At 39.7% G+C, this 19159-nt stretch carries 15 protein-coding genes; 6 read left to right on the top strand and 9 right to left on the bottom strand.

What is annotated here, in order from left to right; all coding sequences use genetic code 11:
* Positions 1 to 31: 31 nt before the first annotated feature.
* The 4 genes from HGR01_RS29335 (at position 32) to HGR01_RS29320 (ending at position 6309) form a co-directional block, all read left to right on the top strand.
* Positions 32 to 2746: an NHLP bacteriocin export ABC transporter permease/ATPase subunit gene (locus HGR01_RS29335; RefSeq protein ID WP_045872173.1), complete on the top strand. Its 2715-nt coding sequence runs from the start codon at positions 32 to 34 to the stop codon at positions 2744 to 2746.
* A gap of 467 nt (positions 2747 to 3213) precedes the next feature.
* Positions 3214 to 3462 (top strand): hypothetical protein, encoded by a 249-nt coding sequence (locus HGR01_RS29330; RefSeq protein ID WP_045872174.1) that lies wholly within the window; start codon positions 3214 to 3216, stop codon positions 3460 to 3462.
* A 390-nt stretch (positions 3463 to 3852) separates the two neighbouring features.
* Complete coding sequence (locus HGR01_RS29325; RefSeq protein WP_045872175.1) at positions 3853 to 5070, top strand: glycosyltransferase; 1218 nt, start codon at positions 3853 to 3855, stop codon at positions 5068 to 5070.
* A gap of 15 nt (positions 5071 to 5085) precedes the next feature.
* A complete protein-coding gene (locus HGR01_RS29320) occupies positions 5086 to 6309 on the top strand; it encodes a glycosyltransferase (protein WP_045872176.1) in 1224 nt (407 codons plus the stop codon).
* A 321-nt stretch (positions 6310 to 6630) separates the two neighbouring features.
* On the opposite strand, the gene HGR01_RS29315 is transcribed toward HGR01_RS29320, so the two are convergent.
* From HGR01_RS29315 to HGR01_RS29300, 4 genes are all read right to left on the bottom strand, one after another.
* On the bottom strand, positions 6631 to 7596 hold the full coding sequence (locus tag HGR01_RS29315; RefSeq protein ID WP_071989445.1) for a radical SAM protein: 966 nt from the start codon (positions 7594 to 7596) through the stop codon (positions 6631 to 6633).
* 141 nt (positions 7597 to 7737) lie between these two features.
* The gene (locus HGR01_RS29310; protein ID WP_045872178.1) at positions 7738 to 9990 is read right to left on the bottom strand and encodes an NHLP family bacteriocin export ABC transporter peptidase/permease/ATPase subunit; all 2253 of its coding nucleotides are present in this window, start codon (positions 9988 to 9990) and stop codon (positions 7738 to 7740) included.
* A 61-nt stretch (positions 9991 to 10051) separates the two neighbouring features.
* Positions 10052 to 11677, bottom strand: coding sequence for an NHLP bacteriocin system secretion protein (locus tag HGR01_RS29305; RefSeq protein WP_045872179.1), 1626 nt, complete (start codon positions 11675 to 11677; stop codon positions 10052 to 10054).
* Between the two features lie 88 nt (positions 11678 to 11765).
* Positions 11766 to 12887, bottom strand: a complete 1122-nt coding sequence (locus HGR01_RS29300) for an RNA-guided endonuclease InsQ/TnpB family protein (protein WP_045867859.1) — start codon at positions 12885 to 12887, stop codon at positions 11766 to 11768.
* 38 nt (positions 12888 to 12925) lie between these two features.
* Between HGR01_RS29300 and HGR01_RS29295 the strand changes: the two genes are divergently transcribed.
* The gene (locus HGR01_RS29295) at positions 12926 to 13072 is read left to right on the top strand and encodes a ribbon-helix-helix protein, CopG family (protein ID WP_045868487.1); all 147 of its coding nucleotides are present in this window, start codon (positions 12926 to 12928) and stop codon (positions 13070 to 13072) included.
* Between the two features lie 79 nt (positions 13073 to 13151).
* Here the strand turns inward: HGR01_RS29295 and HGR01_RS29290 are convergent, their stop codons facing one another.
* Positions 13152 to 14210 carry a cyclic nucleotide-binding domain-containing protein gene (locus tag HGR01_RS29290; protein ID WP_045872180.1) on the bottom strand — a complete coding sequence of 353 codons (1059 nt, stop codon included), beginning with the start codon at positions 14208 to 14210 and terminating at the stop codon, positions 13152 to 13154.
* A gap of 434 nt (positions 14211 to 14644) precedes the next feature.
* Between HGR01_RS29290 and HGR01_RS29285 the strand changes: the two genes are divergently transcribed.
* Positions 14645 to 14854 (top strand): hypothetical protein, encoded by a 210-nt coding sequence (locus tag HGR01_RS29285; RefSeq protein ID WP_045872181.1) that lies wholly within the window; start codon positions 14645 to 14647, stop codon positions 14852 to 14854.
* Between the two features lie 218 nt (positions 14855 to 15072).
* On the opposite strand, the gene HGR01_RS29280 is transcribed toward HGR01_RS29285, so the two are convergent.
* The 4 genes from HGR01_RS29280 to HGR01_RS29265 all read right to left on the bottom strand — a co-directional run bounded on the left by HGR01_RS29280 (position 15073) and on the right by HGR01_RS29265 (position 19099).
* A complete protein-coding gene (locus tag HGR01_RS29280) occupies positions 15073 to 15627 on the bottom strand; it encodes a DUF4058 family protein (RefSeq protein WP_375539729.1) in 555 nt (184 codons plus the stop codon).
* Between the two features lie 10 nt (positions 15628 to 15637).
* Positions 15638 to 15883, bottom strand: coding sequence for a DUF4058 family protein (locus HGR01_RS29275; protein ID WP_081584082.1), 246 nt, complete (start codon positions 15881 to 15883; stop codon positions 15638 to 15640).
* A 129-nt stretch (positions 15884 to 16012) separates the two neighbouring features.
* Positions 16013 to 17413 carry a nitrogenase component 1 gene (locus HGR01_RS29270; protein ID WP_045872182.1) on the bottom strand — a complete coding sequence of 467 codons (1401 nt, stop codon included), beginning with the start codon at positions 17411 to 17413 and terminating at the stop codon, positions 16013 to 16015.
* A 156-nt stretch (positions 17414 to 17569) separates the two neighbouring features.
* Entirely contained in the window at positions 17570 to 19099 is a 1530-nt protein-coding gene (locus tag HGR01_RS29265; protein ID WP_045872183.1) for a nitrogenase component 1, read from the bottom strand.
* Between the last annotated feature and the right edge of the window lie 60 nt (positions 19100 to 19159).

Here is a 19159-nt window from a genome sequence, read left to right as displayed (position 1 = left end):
TTCCAAATCTTTTAAGTATAAATACTAATAAATGAGTAACCTACTAGACCCTGATATTACGTCATCTAAACATACTCTGCAAGGAAATAACCCCTTAGTGTTATCCTACAACGCTGTTTGGTTGGTCAAATCCGGTACAGTTGCTGTGTTTGCCGTTGCGACTTTAAATGGTGTTTCTCAGGGAGGAAGACGTTACTTATTTGATGTTGAACCTGGTTCAGTTCTGTTTGGTATTTCTCCGACCGTAGAAGGGCAATCCTACGAGCTGATAGCTGTTGCTTATGAAGAAACTCAACTGCTCGAGGTAGATTTACAACAGATTATCTATCAAGATGATTCTGTTTCAAAGCAAACATTAACAGAGATTTCAGAATTAGTGGAACAGTGGACTGAGCGCTGCATAGCTTTGTTTCACAATACTAACATCGCTTTTTCGAGTATTGATAGTACTGAAATTAAGACACCAGCAATATTATTGGAGCAGTTGCAGCAATTCCAAGCCGAATTTTTAGTTTGTTTGCATCAACTCCACCAACAAGAGGAAGAAGCACGAGAAGTCCAATTTCACCATCGTCTCAAACTTAACCAACAAGCTAGCGATCGCTCCATTGGTTATTTGACGGCTATTTTTCGTCCGCAAGCGGCAGAATTTTTACAAGAAGGAACAAATTTGTTAGTTGCTGCTGGGTCTGTAGGTAGAGCTTTAGGGATTGACATTCGTCCTCCTGCCAGTTCCGAAGACCTCAACCGGGTGAAAGACCCTTTAGAAGCCATAGCGCGCGCTTCTCGCATTCGCACTCGCCGGGTAATTTTAAGCGGGATGTGGTGGAAGTTTGACTGCGGTCCCTTGTTAGCCTATACAGCAGAAACAGAGAACCCAATCGCATTGCTGCCGGTAGGAAGCAATGGCTATGAAATTTTTGATCCAGAAGCACGACGACGACTGCCTCTGAATGCACAAACAGCTCAACTCATCTCACCAGTAGCTTTCATGTTTTATCGTCCCTTTCCCGAAAAGGCTTTGAAAGCACTGGATATCGTTAAATTTGCTACAAGGGGCAGAACTCGGGACATCATTACCTTGGTGGTCATGGGTGTAGTAACAGCATTATTAGAAATGCTTGTTCCCCAAGCTACAGGTATCTTAATTGATCACGCTATCCCTGATGCCAATCGCGGTTTGATTTTTCAAATTGCGTTGGGTTTAATGGCTGTGGCACTTGGAAGCATAGGATTTGAACTTATACAATCCATCGCCACATCCAGGTTAGGAACCTTTGCTAACATAGAAACCCAAACGGCTGTGTGGGATCGCTTACTCAAGTTGCAAGTGTCTTTCTTTCGCCAATATTCCATAGGAGACTTGCAATCGAGAGTCTCTTCTATTACCCGTATTAACCAAATCCTCAGTGGTGCTGTGCTAGGCACAATCTTTAATGCGTTCTTTTCTGTCCTCAATTTGGGGCTGTTGTTTAGCTACAGTCCGCAGTTAACATTAATAGCAGTCATTGTTGCCGTAGTGAATATAATTGTCACTAATATTGCTGGTGTTTTGTCACGGCAAAAAATGGTGCCGATGCAAGAAATACAGGGTGAAATATTTGGGCTGACAGTGCAGCTAATTGGCGGTGTTTCTAAGCTGTATGTATCAGGTGCCGAAGAAAGGGCATTTGCCTACTGGTCTAAAAAGTTTAGCCAAGAACTGCAATTAATGCTCAGTACAGAAGCAATTGAAAATGCCATTACTTTTTTTAATAGCATTCTGCCTGGTATGAGTTCAATTGTGATTTATTTTGTAACTATCTCCTTAATTACTCAATCTACGGCACAAGGTGGTGCCGTAGCATTTACCACGGGGAATTTCCTGGCTTTCAATGCTGCCTTTGCTACGTTTGTTGGTGGTGCAACCAGTTTCAGTAACTCAATTATTCAGGTTTCGGAAGTTTCTGTATTGTGGGAACGTGCAAAACCGATTTTAGAAGCACCTCCCGAAGTTGATGATAGTAAAACCGACCCAGGTCGTTTGAGTGGTGGGGTGAAATTAGACCGGGTGAGCTTTCGCTACCGAGCAGATGGGCCGTTAACCCTTGATAAAGTAACTATAGAAGCTAAACCAGGAGAATTTATAGCTGTCGTCGGCCCTAGTGGTAGTGGCAAATCAACCACTGTGCGCTTATTACTGGGTTTTGAAGAGCCAGAAGAAGGAACAATTTACTACGATGGTCAAGATTTGTCTGGATTAGATGTCGCTGCGGTACGGCGACAGTTAGGTGTAGTTTTGCAAAATGGTCGGATCAGCAGCGCTTCCATCTTTGAAAATATCTCTAGTGGGGCGTTAGTGACAATGGATGAAGTCTGGGAAGCGGCGAAAATGGCTGGTTTTGCTCCTGATATCCAACAAATGCCAATGGGGATGCACACAGTAATTTCCGAAGGTGGAACAAACCTATCTGGTGGACAGCGTCAGCGTTTATTAATTGCTCGTTCTTTGGTACTAAAACCAAAAATTTTAATATTTGATGAAGCTACAAGTGCTTTAGATAATAATACCCAAGCGATCGTCAGTGAAAGTTTAGAACAGTTGAATGTAACGCGAATCGTTATTGCTCACCGTTTGAGTACAATTCGCAATGCCGACCGAATTTATGTAATTGCCGCAGGACAAGTAATGCAGGTAGGAAATTTTGAGGAATTAATGGCACAAAAGGGAATATTTATCGAATTAATGTCACGACAGATGGTTTAAATATGGAAACTTTGTAAAAGAGAGGGGTCGGGGGAGAAGTCTTGAAGCCTATGAAAAGTCAGATGCAATGGCACTAATTTTGAAAATTTTGTAAATCCTAAATAAATAGAAAAAGCAGTATATACACTGCTATTAGCTCTAAGCAGCTTTGATTATGATTGTTAAGCTAAACCAAATCTAGTTTGCATAATCTGAAATTATATATTTCTTGTGGGGGAGCCACTGTGTTGCGCGGTGAGTGCAGCCACACGTGCGGCTATGCCGCCGAGTGGACTGCCGCTCGCGTAGCGTATCCGAAGGATTCACCCGAAGGGGTTCCCACGGCAGTCCGCTCAAGTCGGGAAACCCGCCCACGCGGCTGCCTCCTCGTTGTAGCAAGTGGTGTTGGGCATCTTGCCCGCCCAATATATGCAAGTTAAATCTGGAACAGCTTACCATAAAACTCAACATAAAAAATAGAGGTAATTATGTCTGAAAACAAAATTAATTCAGCAGAATATTTGGAAGATGGTGAACTATCTGAAGAGGAATTAGACGCACAAGCAGGTGGTACCCTAGAAGCATCTGGTGATAGTCTGCTTCTAGACCAATCCCAATCAAATATATTAAAACAAAATGACAATATGTTCACAAGTTTTGACGGTGCCAAAGGTACTTCTTTAAGTAATGAAAAATTCAACAATAAACCTATGAACATGTCTTTGCAATTCCCTTAGAAAGTTATTTCACAATTACACTCATTGCTCGTTCTGCTAAACCTTTCAAAATTTCCTTCAAACCTTGATTGGAAATTACAGCAAATTTTAGCTGCATAAATTACATGTATAATGCTTAAAACCCTGTAGAGACTCGATTAAATTGGGTCTCTACATGTAGCATATATTCTATTATCAGCAATCATTTTTATACAAAACCAGATTATTGATTAATAGGACTTACACAACGCCGATAATGTCATTGCGACCGAAACGAAATGTAGGGAAGCAATCCTAGTGTTAGGGAAGATTACCTCTCTTTGCTACGCAACGCTATCGCTCGTCATGACGGAGTTACGTTATTTTTGCGTAAGTCCTGATTAATTCTAGTAGTAGATATTATTATATTAAATGGCAACAATTGTTATTCATAGCTCGGGGACTTTGGGCGACCATTTACCCTATATTGCACTGGGGGAATCGTTACAAGCAAGAGGGCATAAAGTCCGCATGGCTATGAATGATTCTATGCATAATTATGTGCTGCAATCAGGATTAGAAGCAGTCTCTTGTGGCATATCTATGGGAGAAAAAGAGGCGCAAAAGGGAGCAGAAGATTGGGATGAATGGCACCCTCATTCTAAATCTTTTGCCGAAAGAGTTGAGCAAATGCAAAAGTTCTTTAAATATGATATTCCTCTTGTTTTTGAACAATTACTAGCAGCTTGTGCTGGTGCCGACCTCTTAATCTGTGGGTTACAACGTCAAGTGTTCGGGACGATGATTCAGCATAAATTAGGGATTCCTTGGGTTGCTACCTCTGTTGCACCAGCTGACCAGTGTGCAGATTCTGGTAATCAGTTAGGTAATAAAATGCAAATTATGCGCTTCTGTACAGCGACCTTAGAGGAGATTTATAAGGATTTAGGGGTGCTAGAGATGGACTGGCTGGAGCATACTAGAACAGGACATGCCATCTTAGGTTCTAGTCCTCATTTTTCTCAACTCAATTCTGAAAATTCTTACTACCAGCAAACGGGCTTTTGGTTTTATGAAGACCCTACATGGAAAGATTGGCAACCTGATGATCAGTTGCGACAATTTGTAGAGCAATCATCTAAACCATTAGTTTTATCTTTTAGTAGTTTACCACTCAAAGATGCTCGAGCTGTATTAGAAGTTCATGTACGAGCTGCTGCCAAGTTAGGACGGAGAATTTTAATTCACCGGGGGTGGGCTAATTTTAATGAAACCTTATTACCGGAAGACTGCGATCGCGAATTAGTAATGTTTGTTGACTTTATACCCCAAGATTGGCTGTTTTCGCGCGCAGCTGCAATTATTCATCATGGAGGTATAGGCACAATTGCCAGAGCATTACGGAATAATTGCCCTATGGTCGTAGAACCCTACGGTAATGACCAATTTTTCAATGCCAAGCGTGTTATGGCATTAAAAGTTGGTACAGCCATGTGCCCATACAAAATAACTCCCGATAACCTAGCCCAAGTGTTAGAAAAAAAAGTGCTAACCGATGAAGTTAAGGAAAATACTCAAGCTCTTGGTGCCAAAGTCGGCGAAGAAAAAGGTTTGGAAACAGCTTGTAATTTAATCGCATCTTGGATGTAGTTACTTTAGAAAAATATGGCGACAATTGTTATTTCTAGTACAGGAACAGATGGCGACCATTTACCTTATATAGCTCTAGGAGAAGCTTTACAAGCTAGGGGACATAAAGTTCGCATGGCGTTTAGGGAATCTATGAGGTCTCATATAACCAAAGCAGGGTTAGAAGCAATCTGTTGTGGTAAAGACTTAGTAGAAGAGGAAGCACGAAAAGATGCGGCAGATTGGGATGGATGGCAGCCACCTTCAACATCGGGTCAAGAAAGATACGATAAAATGGTTGATTACCTACAACACGAAATTCCTGTCGTTTTTCAAGCCTTATTAGCAGCCTGTAAAGATGCCGATTTATTAATTTGTGGATTACAACGGCAACTATTGGGAGCTATGATTGAGAAAAAAATAGGAACTCCTTGGGTTGCAGCTTCAGTTACACCAGCTTTTCAATGTTCAGAAATAGGACACCACAACATTAGTAATAGGTCAGAAGTTGTATCATTATTTTTGCCAATTTTAAAAGAAGTTTTTACCAAGTTAGAAGTAGAGGAAATCAACTGGCTCGAGTATCATAAAACAGAACATGCAATATTAGGCTCTAGTTCTCATTTTTCTCAACCGACTCTGGAAAATTCCCACTATAAACAAACTGGCTTTTGGTTTTATGAAAATCCAGATTGGCAGAACTGGCAACCTGACGAGCAGTTACAAGAGTTTGTGGAAACATCACCAAAACCTTTAGTCTTATCTTTTAGCAGTATTCCCGTAACTAATCCAAAATCCGTCTTAGAAGTTCATGTTCATGCTGCTGCAATATTGGGGCGAAGAATTGTAGTTCAACGAGGTTGGGCTAATTTTAATGAAACCCTATTGCCTAATGATATAAATCGCGAATCTGTGATGTTTACTGAATTTATGCCGCAAGATTGGCTACTTTCTCATGCAGCTGCTTTCATACATCATGGTGGTGTAGGTACAATAGCCAGGGCATTACGAAATGATTGTCCCATGCTTGTAGAACCCCTAGGCAACGACCAATTTTTTAATGCCAAGCGAGTTCTGTCTTTAAAAGTTGGCACAGCAATGCATCCACACAAATTAACCCCCGATGGTTTAGCTAGGGTTCTCGAAACAAAAGTACTAAACGATGAAGTCAAGCAAAATACTCAGGTAATAGGTGCCAAAATTAGGGAAGATAAAGGTTTAGTAACTGCTTGTCAGGTTATAGAATCATGGCTACCATAATATTAATTTGTCTTATCGATAAACTTAAGCAATAATTGGAACTTTATTCATAAATCATTGAGAGTTGATAACGTTGCCAACTTGACTTCTCCAGGCTCTAGCTATCAGCAAATCTCCAATGAAATAAAAAATGAATACTGGTGGCTCATAACTCATGATTAAGGTTTTATACGATGTCTCTATTTTGGGTATTAGTCACCGCGATAACCATACCTTCGGCATTCCAATAAAGGCTGAAAATTAGTTGGAACAACTGCGCGCACCGAACGATGTCTCGTGATCATCAGGTGTTAGGTTAGTCGATTTGATTCTAATTTCATTTCAAATTGAGACAACTTGTTTTGCTATTCCACAACCCTGACAAGGTGTAGGTATTTTACCATTTGCTAATTCAGTTGCTAAATCGGCTCTTAGCTGAAGTATTTCTTCTCGATGTAAGTTTTCAATAGTACCAAAAGCCCAACTTTCGGCTTTGATTGTACAGCAAGGTGTAATTCGTCCATGACGATCCATATTGATTCCTTGCTCAAGCCAGGGACATGATGTAAGTTTTCCTTTTTCAATATCGATTGGTCTAGGTCTAAACAATTCGTCATAGAAATGATGATGAAGTGATTTTTGGTGCCAAATATTTTGTGCAATATCACTCACCATATAGCTTTGATATTTTTCTTTGTGGCTATTATCAAGATATTCTGCCTCCATTCCATCATATATATTTGCATAATGGGGCATTCGGTTAAGTAATTGAATCGCAATACCACCGTCCATACCTAGACGGGAGTACATATCGAAAACACTAGGCATATCATCTAAGGTTGATGCAAGTACCGTTAATGCAAACCCTACACTTGGTTTATCTAAACCTAACCGCGAACGTTCAGATAATAGACGAGAAATACCAGCTTCTATGACAGCGATAGAACCGGAGCGAATTTTTTGAAACTTTTCTGGTATCGTAGTTTCGAGAGATACACGAATCGAGCGAATACCTGCATCTAGAATGCGTTGGATATTAGAGTGTGAAAAAAAACTACCATTCGTTATTAACGAAATGTGAATACCTTGAGAGTTTGCCAGTTCAACCATATCAAAAAACTCAGTATTCATCAAAGGCTCACCTTCACCTTGAAGCTCAAGATGTTGAATCTCAGGAAACATTTCTAGAAATTTGGCAAAATTTTCAAGTGATAGATTTGATTGATCCATATACCTTCCGCAACAAAAACCGCATTTAAAATTGCATTTTGTTGTAGGTTCAATTTGTGCCAAATACACTTTATTCATATTATTTACTTCTCTCATTGCTATTAAGTCGCCATCATATTGACTTCCACTAGAATGGATGAAAATGGAAGGTGAATGTATGTATTTTGATAGCTATTAAACATTTATTTTCAAGCTAGTTGTGTAGTTGTATAAAATTATTTAGCCAGCTTGGATTAATTGAGCATATGCTCCTGGTACATCCTTCATTTCGTTATGGGTACCCCGTTGTACTACCTTCCCCCGTTCCACAACAATAATCTCATCACAATCGCGAATTGTACTCAAACGGTGGGCTACAATAATGCAAGTGCAACCTCTGCGCCTGATATTTCGGTCAATAGTTTTCTCTGTTTGTGTATCCAGCGCGCTGGTTGCCTCATCCATTACCAAAATTGCTGGGTCATTAACTAAAGAGCGGGCAATTTCCAACCTTTGGCGTTGTCCACCGCTTAAATTGGCTGCACCTTCGAGCAACTTGCCATCAAGTCCCCCAGGTATTGCCATCACCACATCTAAAATTGCTGCATCTTGGCAAGCTTTGATTAACTGAGTATTGGTAATAGTTTCATCCCACAGAGTTAAATTATCCCGTACTGTACCGCCAAACAAAAATATTTCCTGCTCTACCATCGCTAGGGAATTAGTTAAGACTGGACGAGGAATATTTTGTCTACTCGTACCATCAAAAAGGATTTCTCCTTCCCAAGGTTCGTAAAGTCCTGTTACAAGTTTAGATAAAGTAGACTTACCCGAACCACTACCACCAATGAATGCAACTCGCTGTCCTGGTTTGAGCGTGCAACTAAAGTTTTGAATCAAAGGTTCTTCGACGCGACTGTAACCAAAGCTAATATTACGTAATTCTACATATCCTTGTAAGCGATAGGTACCACTTTCAGGATTACGAGGCACCGCATATTCATGTGGCAAGTTATCAGTTTCTGTTAGCGCCTTTAATGCTGGGTTGATAGGGTTAGCTAACACATCATCCAAACGCTTAAGGTCTCCTTCTAGCTCCTGAATTTTACTACCCAAAGCGACTAAAGTCTTAACTGGAGATTGAAATTTACCCATCAAAGTTTGAAAAGCAACCAACATACCAATATTCAAATGTCCATCAATAACACGAAGACCACCGACAACCAATATCAGCATCATGGAAATGGAAGATAGTAAAGTAGGTATAAGACCTAAAAGTTGGTCGGTTTGGCTTAATTCCTGTTGAGCATTGGTGGCTTTAGCATAATACCCTGCCCAACGACTAAAAAAATCAGATTCCAGAGCAGCAGATTTAATGTTTTCAATACTTTGTAAGCCGCTAATTTCTACCCCTGCAATTTTGCCAAAATCTTGATTCATACGCATATTAGTATCAACGCGCATTCTGGCTATCCATTGTAATACTATAATATTAATTGCTATTCCAGCAATGCAAATTAATGTCAGTACCCAATCATAAGCCAGCATTACTCCACCATAAAAAATGACCATTACAGTATCAATAGCGGTTCGTGCTAATTGACCCGAAAGTAAATTTGCAACTTTGTTGTTTAAACCAATACGGTTACTAATTTCTCCAGCATAGCGTTGAGCGTAAAAACTAACAGGTAGACGAAGAATGTGCCATAAAAATTGACCTGTCATACCAATAGATAGCTTTAGTTGTAAATACCTTAACTTTGTTAATTGCAATAAAGTTAAAATCGTTTGCAACAGAACTACAATTCCTATACTGAATAATACGGGCTTTAACCAGTCTGTCCGATTTTGTATTAATATATCATTGACAAATATTTGGTAAAGAGCAGCTGATGCTAATTGGGGAATTACGAGTAGAAAACCAGCAATAATACAAAATAGAAGTTCTTTATAAGAACTTCGCAAACGAGTAATTAAAGCTCTAATTATACTTGGTTTGCGTCCACCTTTTTTAAACTCTGCTCCTGGCTCCATAATCAGGACAACACCAGTATAAGCTTCATTAAACTCTTGAAGTGTAACGCTGCGTGGGCCTGTTGCTGGGTCATTCAAGTAAACGCGATCGCCTAAAAAGCCTTCAACAACAAGAAAGTGGTTAAAGTTCCAAAATACAATGAACGGTGGCTTAATCTCTTTGAGTTGGGCAAGTTCCTTTTTAAACCCTTTCGCCTGCATCCCATAATTGCGCGCAGCTTTGAGAATATTTGAAGATTTGGAACCATCACGGGAAACACCGCAAGCTGTTCGCAGCTCGGGTAAAGGAACAATTCGATGGTAATAGCTAAGTATAATTCCCAAAGCTGCGGCACCGCATTCCACAGTTTCCATTTGCAACAGTGTGGGTGTTTTCACACGAATATTGCTAACTTTGGTTGGTGGAGAACTAGATTTATTCAGATCTAACTTTTTAATCGCTTTTTCAAGTAACTGCATTTTCTATAGGATGTTACGAGTTAGGAGTTAGGAATTACAAATTGTGAATTTTCATTTTTGATTACTTGATACCTACTAACTCTTGAAGTATTGGTAAAATAAAAGTAATCGGTGCCCTTTCTTCAATAGTGACGCGAACTGAAGTTGTAGTACCAGGAGTAATTTTAGAATCAGGCCCCTTGGAAGATGACCATTTATAACCACTAAAGGTGCTAGTATCATTAATTAGTCCAGCATTAACTTGAATTGCTGCTCCATTCTGACCAATTAAAGAAGCAACAACTTCCTGATTACCAATTATGGAAACAGCACCTTCTTTAGTGATGGGAAGCGCAGAAACATCAGTAATTTTGCCAACAATGCCTCCAAATCGCTCTCTTTTTACAGTATCAGGAGTAATTGAAATTAGCATTCCTACGCGGATTTGTTTGCCGTCTTTGATAGGAAAAAAAGCAACAGTACTAGAGGAATCATTAACTCCTCCCATCCTCATTGTTCCCAAACGAGTACCAGGTTGAACTACTTGTCCAACAGTTGCGGTTAATTCCAAAATACATCCATCTTGAGTACTTAAAATCTGACTATTTTGTTTGAACTGCTGATCAAGTCTAGCTATTTCTCGACTTACCTCTTGAATTTCTTTATTGCGCTGATTGTTGCTTTCTAGATTTTCTTGGACTAAACGTTTTTCTTTGGTTTCTAACTCTTGTATTTGAGCTTGAATATCACTAATAGAGCGAAGATTATCTAAATATTCACGTTCTGTTTTACTACTCTCCAAAACCAATTGTTGCATCTGTACTTGAATTTCGCCTATTGACCTCAAATTCTGTAAGTAGCTTTGCTGAGTTTGAGTTTCAGTAACATCAAGTTGTTTTAACTCAGCTTGCAATTGATCCACCGATTGAAGCCCCTGCCTGTACTCTTGTTCTACTTGTAAAATTGTTTCTGTGGCTATGGCACCAGCTGCTGCTAGTTCGCGGCGCTTCTGAAGTTTTTTTTCGAGGATGGGAACTAGAGCTTGAGCATCCTTTAAACGTTGCTGAATGCTAATTCGCTGTTGCCCAAGGGCTGTTAATTCTTTATCTTTAAGTATGGGCGTGAGAGTTTGAGTATCCTTTAAGCGTTCCTGAAGGTTGACTTGCTGCTCTTTAATTGCATCTAAGCCTTTTGCCTTGAGTACTGGAGTTAACATCCGAGCATCTTGCAAGCGTTTTTCAAGAGTCGCACGCGAAGCCACAATTGCATTTTTTTCCAATTGCATTCGCTGCGAGGTCACTAATAATGCCTCAGTCGCTTGTGTTTGCAATTGCTCTAATTTTCCTTTTGCTAGTTGTAGCTGCTGTCTTAATTCGGCTGGATCTATCGTTGCTAAAACTTCATCTTTCTTCACACATTGCCCATGCTTGGCTTGTAAAGATTTTAATTGCCCAGTAATATTCGATTGAAAATCGACAATTTGCCGGGGTTGAATTAATATTCCCTTACCTTCAACGTTGATGGGAATGCGACCAAAAATACTCCAAATTAAACCAATAAATGTTAAACCACTAAAAACTGTTAGTACCAGCCAATCTTTTGGATTAATGACCTGCATTAACTGGTCTAGTCGTTCCGGCGAAGATAGACGTTCTAGAGATGCTTGCCGGAAAACGCCTTCTTTATTTTTATCTCGATTGAAAACCATATATTAACTGGCGATAGGAAATAGGAGATAGGAAATAAAGAAATGAGATTGACATACTCCCCAGCCTGAAGGCATGGGGATTCTAGCTTCAGACAGCGATTGCTGGCGTAGCCAGTCTGACATCACCTAAGCCAACAGTCGATGCCCCGACTGCACAAATATTGCGACTAGCGTTTTCGTCTCTTCCATTAACTGACTGACAGGAAGGACAACGCCACTCTCTAACTGACAAATCAAGACTTTCTAGAATATGTTTACAATTAGAGCATGTCTTGCTACTTGGATACCACTGGTCGATAAAGACAACCAGTTTATTCTTCTTCTTGGCAACCCATTCTAGGATTTGCAGAAACTCACCAAACGCTAAGTCTGATATTTGCCTGCCCCAAAGACGTTGCATTCCTTTGAGATTTAAAGTCTCAAAACAGAGAATATCGAACCTATCTGTTAGCTCATGAGCTAATTTCCAGAACCAATCACGCCGACGGTTGGAAATATCTTCATGCTTGCGTACTAAATTCTTTCTGGCTCGTTCTCTGTTAGATGAGCCTTTTAGCTTTTTGGAATGCCGCGAACTTGCTTTTTTAATGGCGCTTAGGGATTGCTTGAAAAATTGGGGCGATTCAATTTTAGTGCCGTCTGAGCAAGTGAGGAATGTCTTTAACCCAAAATCAAAGCCAGCGATTTTACCCGTCTTAACTTCAACTTCTGAGCTACCCTCATCAACAACCAAAACCATAAATAACTCACCTAACGGGGTGCGTTTAATAGTTAGGGTTTTGACTGTTCCCTCAATTTCTCTGGACTTCCAAAACTGGTAAACTCGACTACCAATTTTTACCCTATTTCCACCCAAAAACTTATAACCTGCCTGCTTAAGGGTGAACGATTTGTATTTCTTGACCTTCTTAAATCCTGGTGGTCTTACTCCTTTGTTATTGTGTTTGAAAAACAATTGGTAAGCTTTCTCAATGCGTTGACAAATATCTTGTGCTGCTTGAGAACCTACTGATTGCCAAAAAGAATTACGCTTTCTTAATTTGGCGATATGAGCCTGAAGTTTTGCACAGTTTAAATGCTTGCCAAACATCCGGTAATACCTTTTATGTAGAGCAATGCAATGGTTATAAATCACTCCAGCAGCGTTGATTGTGCGCTTGAGGTGTCTATTCCTTTTGTGTTCGTACAATTTAAACTTCAGTGTTTTCATGCTAGTATTATACCATAAAACGACGGCAATATGACGGCATGAAGAAATTAACAGTTCGATGCTCTAATGAAGAGTATGAAACGCTTTTGAAATACTGCGAAGAAACAGATCGCACTCAAAATGACGTACTTAGAGAGATGATCCGGAAGTTGAAGAAAAGCCGTGCTAGAAGCACGGGGCTTTAGACCCAATTTTTTGGTAAAGAATAGGGTATTGGTTCTTGTCACCTTTTTCACCTCGTCTCCCTTACTCCCAAAGCTGCTTTTATCGACGGAGTTGTTGAATCATCCAGTCAAAACGCTTGCCAGCAATTGCAGTTCCTTCCAAAACATCAAAATCGAGTTCGTCCTCTACTTCAATATCTTCTGACAACAACTCCATGCGTTCGGAGTGGGTATTGGTAATGCCTGCACGCAAAAGTAAATCTAAGCAACGATTGGATAAAATAAGAACGAGTGAGCGATAAAAACGACCTGCAAATCCCCTATCTTCGTGAAACTTGGCGGCAAGAGTAGTTTGTGGCAGTGCTAACACCCAAGCATTTTCCAATGTCTTGACACTAGCAGAAGCTACACCTCCATCGACAAATGACATTTCACCTAAGATGTCACCCTTAACGCGCTTGGCAACTTCTTTCTCCTGCACTGCACCGTTGTTGTTGATGTTGACGTAAATACCCAACATCCCCTCTAATAGCAAGTAAACTGCTGGTACTGTTTGTTCTTGTTGAATTAAAGCGCTTCCTAACCCTGCCTTTGTTGCTACCCCATTAGCTACCATCCAAGCAATATCACTGTCATTAAGAGTTGCAAATACTATTAGTACTTTTCGCAGTGGTTCTCCTTCTTTAATGTTCTGGGTTGCCATCAACTTAGTTAATTTACGTAGTCGGTCAGATAAGTTGATTGCTAGGAGATGATAAAAACGAGCAGCAAAATCAGCAGATAACTCGATGCAATCTATTAGTTTCTGTTTTGGAAATACCAACAATTCTGAAGGTTCGGTAACAATAATGGTTGTTGCTGCTACTTGATTGTCCAGAAACGAAGTTTCACCAACTAGCTCCCCATTTGAGAATGTTGTTAGCTGCTGCTTACTGCCATCTTGTTGAGACTGTACCATCGCTAAATTCCCACTTAAGCATACATAGATAGATGTTGTAGGTTTACCTTCCTCAATTAAAACTGTTCCTGATGGATAGGTTTTCTGCTGTACTACCGAGTTGAGACAATCAAAATCTTGATCTTGTAAAACTCTGAAATGAGGAAAATTAGCGAGCAGTTGTTTTACAGTAGTTACTTCTGAGTTCGATAATATAGACATAAAAGTATTAACGATGAAATAGTGGTGTAAAAAATAATCAGCAAGAGCAGTAAATTTTTGGTTGTAAAATTCAACGCCCTTTGAAAGTAAGTAATTTGTTCTACGCTTATATAGTTCCCAGAAACTAGGATTATCTATATGTGTAGTAGCGTTTATAGACTAAAATAGTGCGTTAGATTAGAAAAAATTAAACGCAGATAAACGCGGATAAAATTAATCTCTATTGCAATATTTAAGGCTAGACACGCTGGTAGGAGCCTATAACAACTACTGCTTTACAAAAAAACCGTTACCATATACATAGTTCCCGCTTTTAGCTCAAAAATCACAACTCGTTGTAAATCATTAGATCGGGGCTGATGCATAAAAACGCAAAAACAAGGTTTCTGCGTTGATATTATGTAATAAAAGCGCGCTTTCTGTTGGAAAAAAGTTTGCGATTTACTGAAGTTATTTGGTGGACAGTTCCCCTAGAAAAAGAGTGTGTGGTAATTGAGCGTTTAAATCCCACAGATACAATACCTGTGCGCGATCGCAGTTCATTTATAGTTGTGGCAAGACTTTTTGGAGTTTTGTTACTACAATCTGCGAGCAACCGATTAATTCCAATTCAGCAGATTCCGCCTAGCCACCTATTCCAATAGATATATGACATGAGGAATATTGCAAGAGCGATCGCTCTTATTTATCTTAGTCCTAAATCCAATTGAAAATATTAAGGTTTCAGTTCATCAATCAATACCCAATCAGCTTGCATCTCGACTGGTAAAGCGATCGCTCTCCTCATTCCCAAAGAGCGTAGGCTAGCAAATACCGCAGGCATCGCTATTTTTCTTATTCATGACTCATATTGAATGAATATTTACTCTCTTAATCCTTGTTCTTTCAATAATATATCCATCCATTCTCTATCTTTTACCAATAAATCCGGTACAGGAGGTTGATTATAATCTAAAGTCAAATCAAATCCGGCTTGTTCATATATTTCTAATAATAATTTCTGTAAATCTAATTTTATTTCCTGTTCTTGTTGCTCTAAAGGAATAGTAACATTAGGGATAGCTTCTCTCACAGTAAAAGCAAATAATTGAGCCGATGGTAATTGATGAGACCTGACAACTAAAATATGATAATCTGTGTCAGGAATATTTGTGAGAGTTGGCATTTTATCGCCATTTATAATTAAATCAATCTCTAATAAATTAGTATCACTTTGGAAGATTTTTTCTCTTTTTTCTAAATATGACTTTCTACCTGCCTTTGTAAGTTTATTTGTAGGAGAAATTACTTCAATTACTGTTACTACTTGACCAGTAGAAACTTCTCTAATTTCTAAATAACCTTCTTTAATTTCTAAAGGTAATGGTAATGTTACAGTAATAGATTTATTTTCTGTTTCCGCAGGTAAAGTTGCTATTGCTGTTTGACTAATATTTGATATTTGATTTTTGTTCTTGTTGTTTTGCTGATAAAATAGCTAAGTCAGGAATACCGATTAAGATTGCATCTTCAGTATTCATCCTATAGGTACGTTTTTCAATTGCTACTCGATATTTAGGACGTAAAGGAGGAGATATCGCAATAGCGATCGCTGTAATTAATCTATGATGTACCTCTGACCATAAATCAGGATTTTCTAAATAGGGATTCATTCCCAGAAATGGATACTTCATAACTATAATATTTATTAACTTACTATAACTTTAGTGTATAGCAAGTTTTATGGTTAAGAAGTAAGTCTTCATATTGTTTCACTCAAAAAGCGATCGCTCTTCGGGAATGAGGAGAGCGATCGCCAAATTCTAACTCCAATGAATATGTTTGGAACGAAAAGCCCTTTCCCAATCGTTAGCAATTACCTCCATCATATTAATCATACCTTCATAGCCAAAATATGGCTTATCAAGATAAGTCTCTCTGTTAGTTGGGCTAAAGACATCAAATGCAATTTTAATTCCCAATTCCTCCGCCATGTATTTCTCCCAAGCCGAACCAAGCACAGCATCAGTATCAATCTCTGTTAAGGCTTGCTTAATTTGATAACCATCTGCTGCAAATGCTACACGAGGCGAAATACCCATACTTTTAAGTTCTCGCTCCAAAATTGCACGAGATTCACGCATTGCTGAACGGAACAACAAAACTTCTGGAATCATTTCTAACTCTTCAAAGAGCATTCTTACTAACCCAATACCCAGAGTTCCATCAGCAGATACCGCAATTCTACAGTTACGATATCGAGGAATAATCATCAAGGCTCGCTTGCGAAGAGTTTCTACTACTCTATTTTCACCTTCTTTAATTAGTGGTTCTACTCTTTTCTCGTCTATCTTGAAATGTGCTGCTAATGCTTGCAACCACCGCGTAGTATTTTTCACACCTATCGGTAAAGGAATATCCTCCAAAATTAAGGGGATATTATGGGATTCTTGCATTTTCCGCGCAAACTTATACCCGACATCATGACTGAGAAGAATATTAGCAGTTGCGTTACCAGCTTGTTCTAATTCTTCAAAGGATGTACCGTGAGAAATTACTGTCTGGACTCTAATTCTTAAAGCTTTTAATGTCTCTTTAATCCATTGCAAATCAGCCCACCAAGTAGGATTAAGATTTGCCTGGGGTGCAATAATATTGACAATTCTGGGTTTTCTCCCGCCTCGCCGCTTCTGTCTTTTGTGGATGAAAGGTAGTAACGCCTCTAAACCCATTTCTAAGCCATCATAAGCATTACCGCGAAACCCACCAGCCAGCAAAGGAACGAGTTTAGCGTTAATCTGTGGCTGAAGGCTATGACATAATCCCTGAATATCTTCACCAATAATATCTGCCGCACAAGTACCAACGACAAACATCACTTTCGCTTTAAAAGATTGATCTGCTTCCTTAATCAAATTTTTGAGTTTTTCAGATGCTCCCATGACGATATCTGACTCAAAAAGACGACTACAACCTACTTTACGCTTAGTAAAATCCACCTCATGGTTATCATAGCCAGCCGCTACAGTAGAGGCGCAACCTTGGGGAGAATGAATTACAATACTGACATCTTTAATACCAGCTACCATATTAGCGATGCCTTCCAAAGCACAACCAACGATAGGATCTTTACTGTGATCGCAATTGTCAAATGTTAGTTGTTCTTTGTGGGAGGATATGACATTGAGTACCTGAGAGTTTTCGCTTTTTATTCCTGACAGCATTTTCCTGTTCTCTTGTTTGCATATACGGTACAATCAGCTAAGTTATTAAGCTAATACGTGTCTAAATTGCATAACTACTAATAAGGGCTGTTAACAGTCAACAGTCAACAGTCAACAATCCTCACGATGGATTGTGCAACTTAAAAGCAGAATAGCTTACTCGTTAAAACATTTGCCCCGCTTCTTCCCTCCATATACAGTACAGTCAGGTAAGTCTTGGGCTAATTTTCCTGTCAATGATTGAGCAGATGCTAAACCTGAATTTTTCGGGAATACCATTTGCTTGGTTAAGGAACTACGAGGTCTAAAGCCATATTGGAGTGCAGTTTTAATACACTTAGCTACCCTTAAGGCTCCGCGATAACCAAATCGAGGACGATTTAAGATGGCGTTTAAATCGACAACGGGAATATGGGGGAAACTCAAAGAAGAACCAAAATAAACTACGGAATCAGCATCCAGTCCCCCAATGAATTCTAGTAATTCATCTTCTGTTTGTTTCATCGACTCATACTTACCAAAAGCTAAAGTTCCTTTGGTAATCAAAATTTCTGGGTCTAATCCCGTTTCTAATAGGTAATCGACGCTGGTTTCCCGCGCTTCTGTACTCCAAGGATGGAAGTTATAAATCACCGCACGCATCCCAAAATCGCGCTCTAACATATGAGCAATAGACAAGCACTTAATAGCGTCATGTCCTTCGATGATGGCTAACTTACCTTCGATATATTGCTTTGCTTCCTCAAATTCGGTCTTAATGGCTGCATATTCCCGTTCCATCAAAGCAGCTGCTTGCGCTTCCATTCCTAAATATTTTGCCGCGCCTTGCAACCATTTTTCTGTAGCACTAATACCATAGGGAAGAATCGTAGAATTTAAGGGAGTACCGAATTTATCGTACATGGCTCTACCAATGGTATAGCCCAGATCCAAACATAAAGTACAGTTAACTGCTGCACTCGGTGCTTGTTTGAGTTCATCTAATGTACAGTCACCTGCAATTACACTGTGAACCCTAGCCCCCATTCCTTTAATCAGGCGTTTCAGTTCCTTAACATCACCTTCTACTTCTGTCCTTTCTGGCCCCATCTTGGCACCAACAATATTGACAGAATCGGCTAATTGTGCTTGACGTTCTGGTGTCGGCGGTTCCATAAAGTCTACAATTTGCCGAAAGACGATATCAAAGCCACTGCGATACTCTCCAGCAAAGCCTTCGCAATGTATCGTCATGATTTCTGCGTCGATTTCGCTGCGGGCTTTATTCACCACATCATCAACGCAATCGCCAATAATCCCCGACGCGCAACTAGTGGCGACAACGATCGCATCTGGGTGGTATTTTTGGTCTACTTCGCGAATTGCACCGCGTAGTTCTTTTTCTCCCCCAAAAATCACCGCTTTCTCACTCATGTTAGTAGTGACAACGGCTTCATAAGGGGAACCACTATTACGGCTATTTGTTAGCTTATATGCTCGTTTCACCCCATAAGCACAACCACTCGGCCCGTGAGAAATCACGATCGCATCTTTAATCCCACTTAAAATCTTGGTTGCAGTCCAGAATTTGCAGGGGCGAGTGTGACTACCTTGTAAGGTGGTTTGAATTTTACCTTCTTTCGCTAGCTGATACAGTTCGCTTAAATGTCCGTAAAATACAACGTTAGCATCCATGTTTGTTGGCATAACAGTTCTCCATCTCTAGGTCATCAGATCCCCGACTTCTTGAAGAAGTCGGGGATCTTA

Source organism: Tolypothrix sp. PCC 7712, from assembly GCF_025860405.1.
Taxonomy (GTDB): Bacteria; Cyanobacteriota; Cyanobacteriia; order Cyanobacteriales; family Nostocaceae; genus Aulosira; species Aulosira diplosiphon.
The sequence above is the reverse complement of the archived record's forward strand: the minus strand, read 5'-3'. Positions and strand labels throughout refer to the sequence as shown.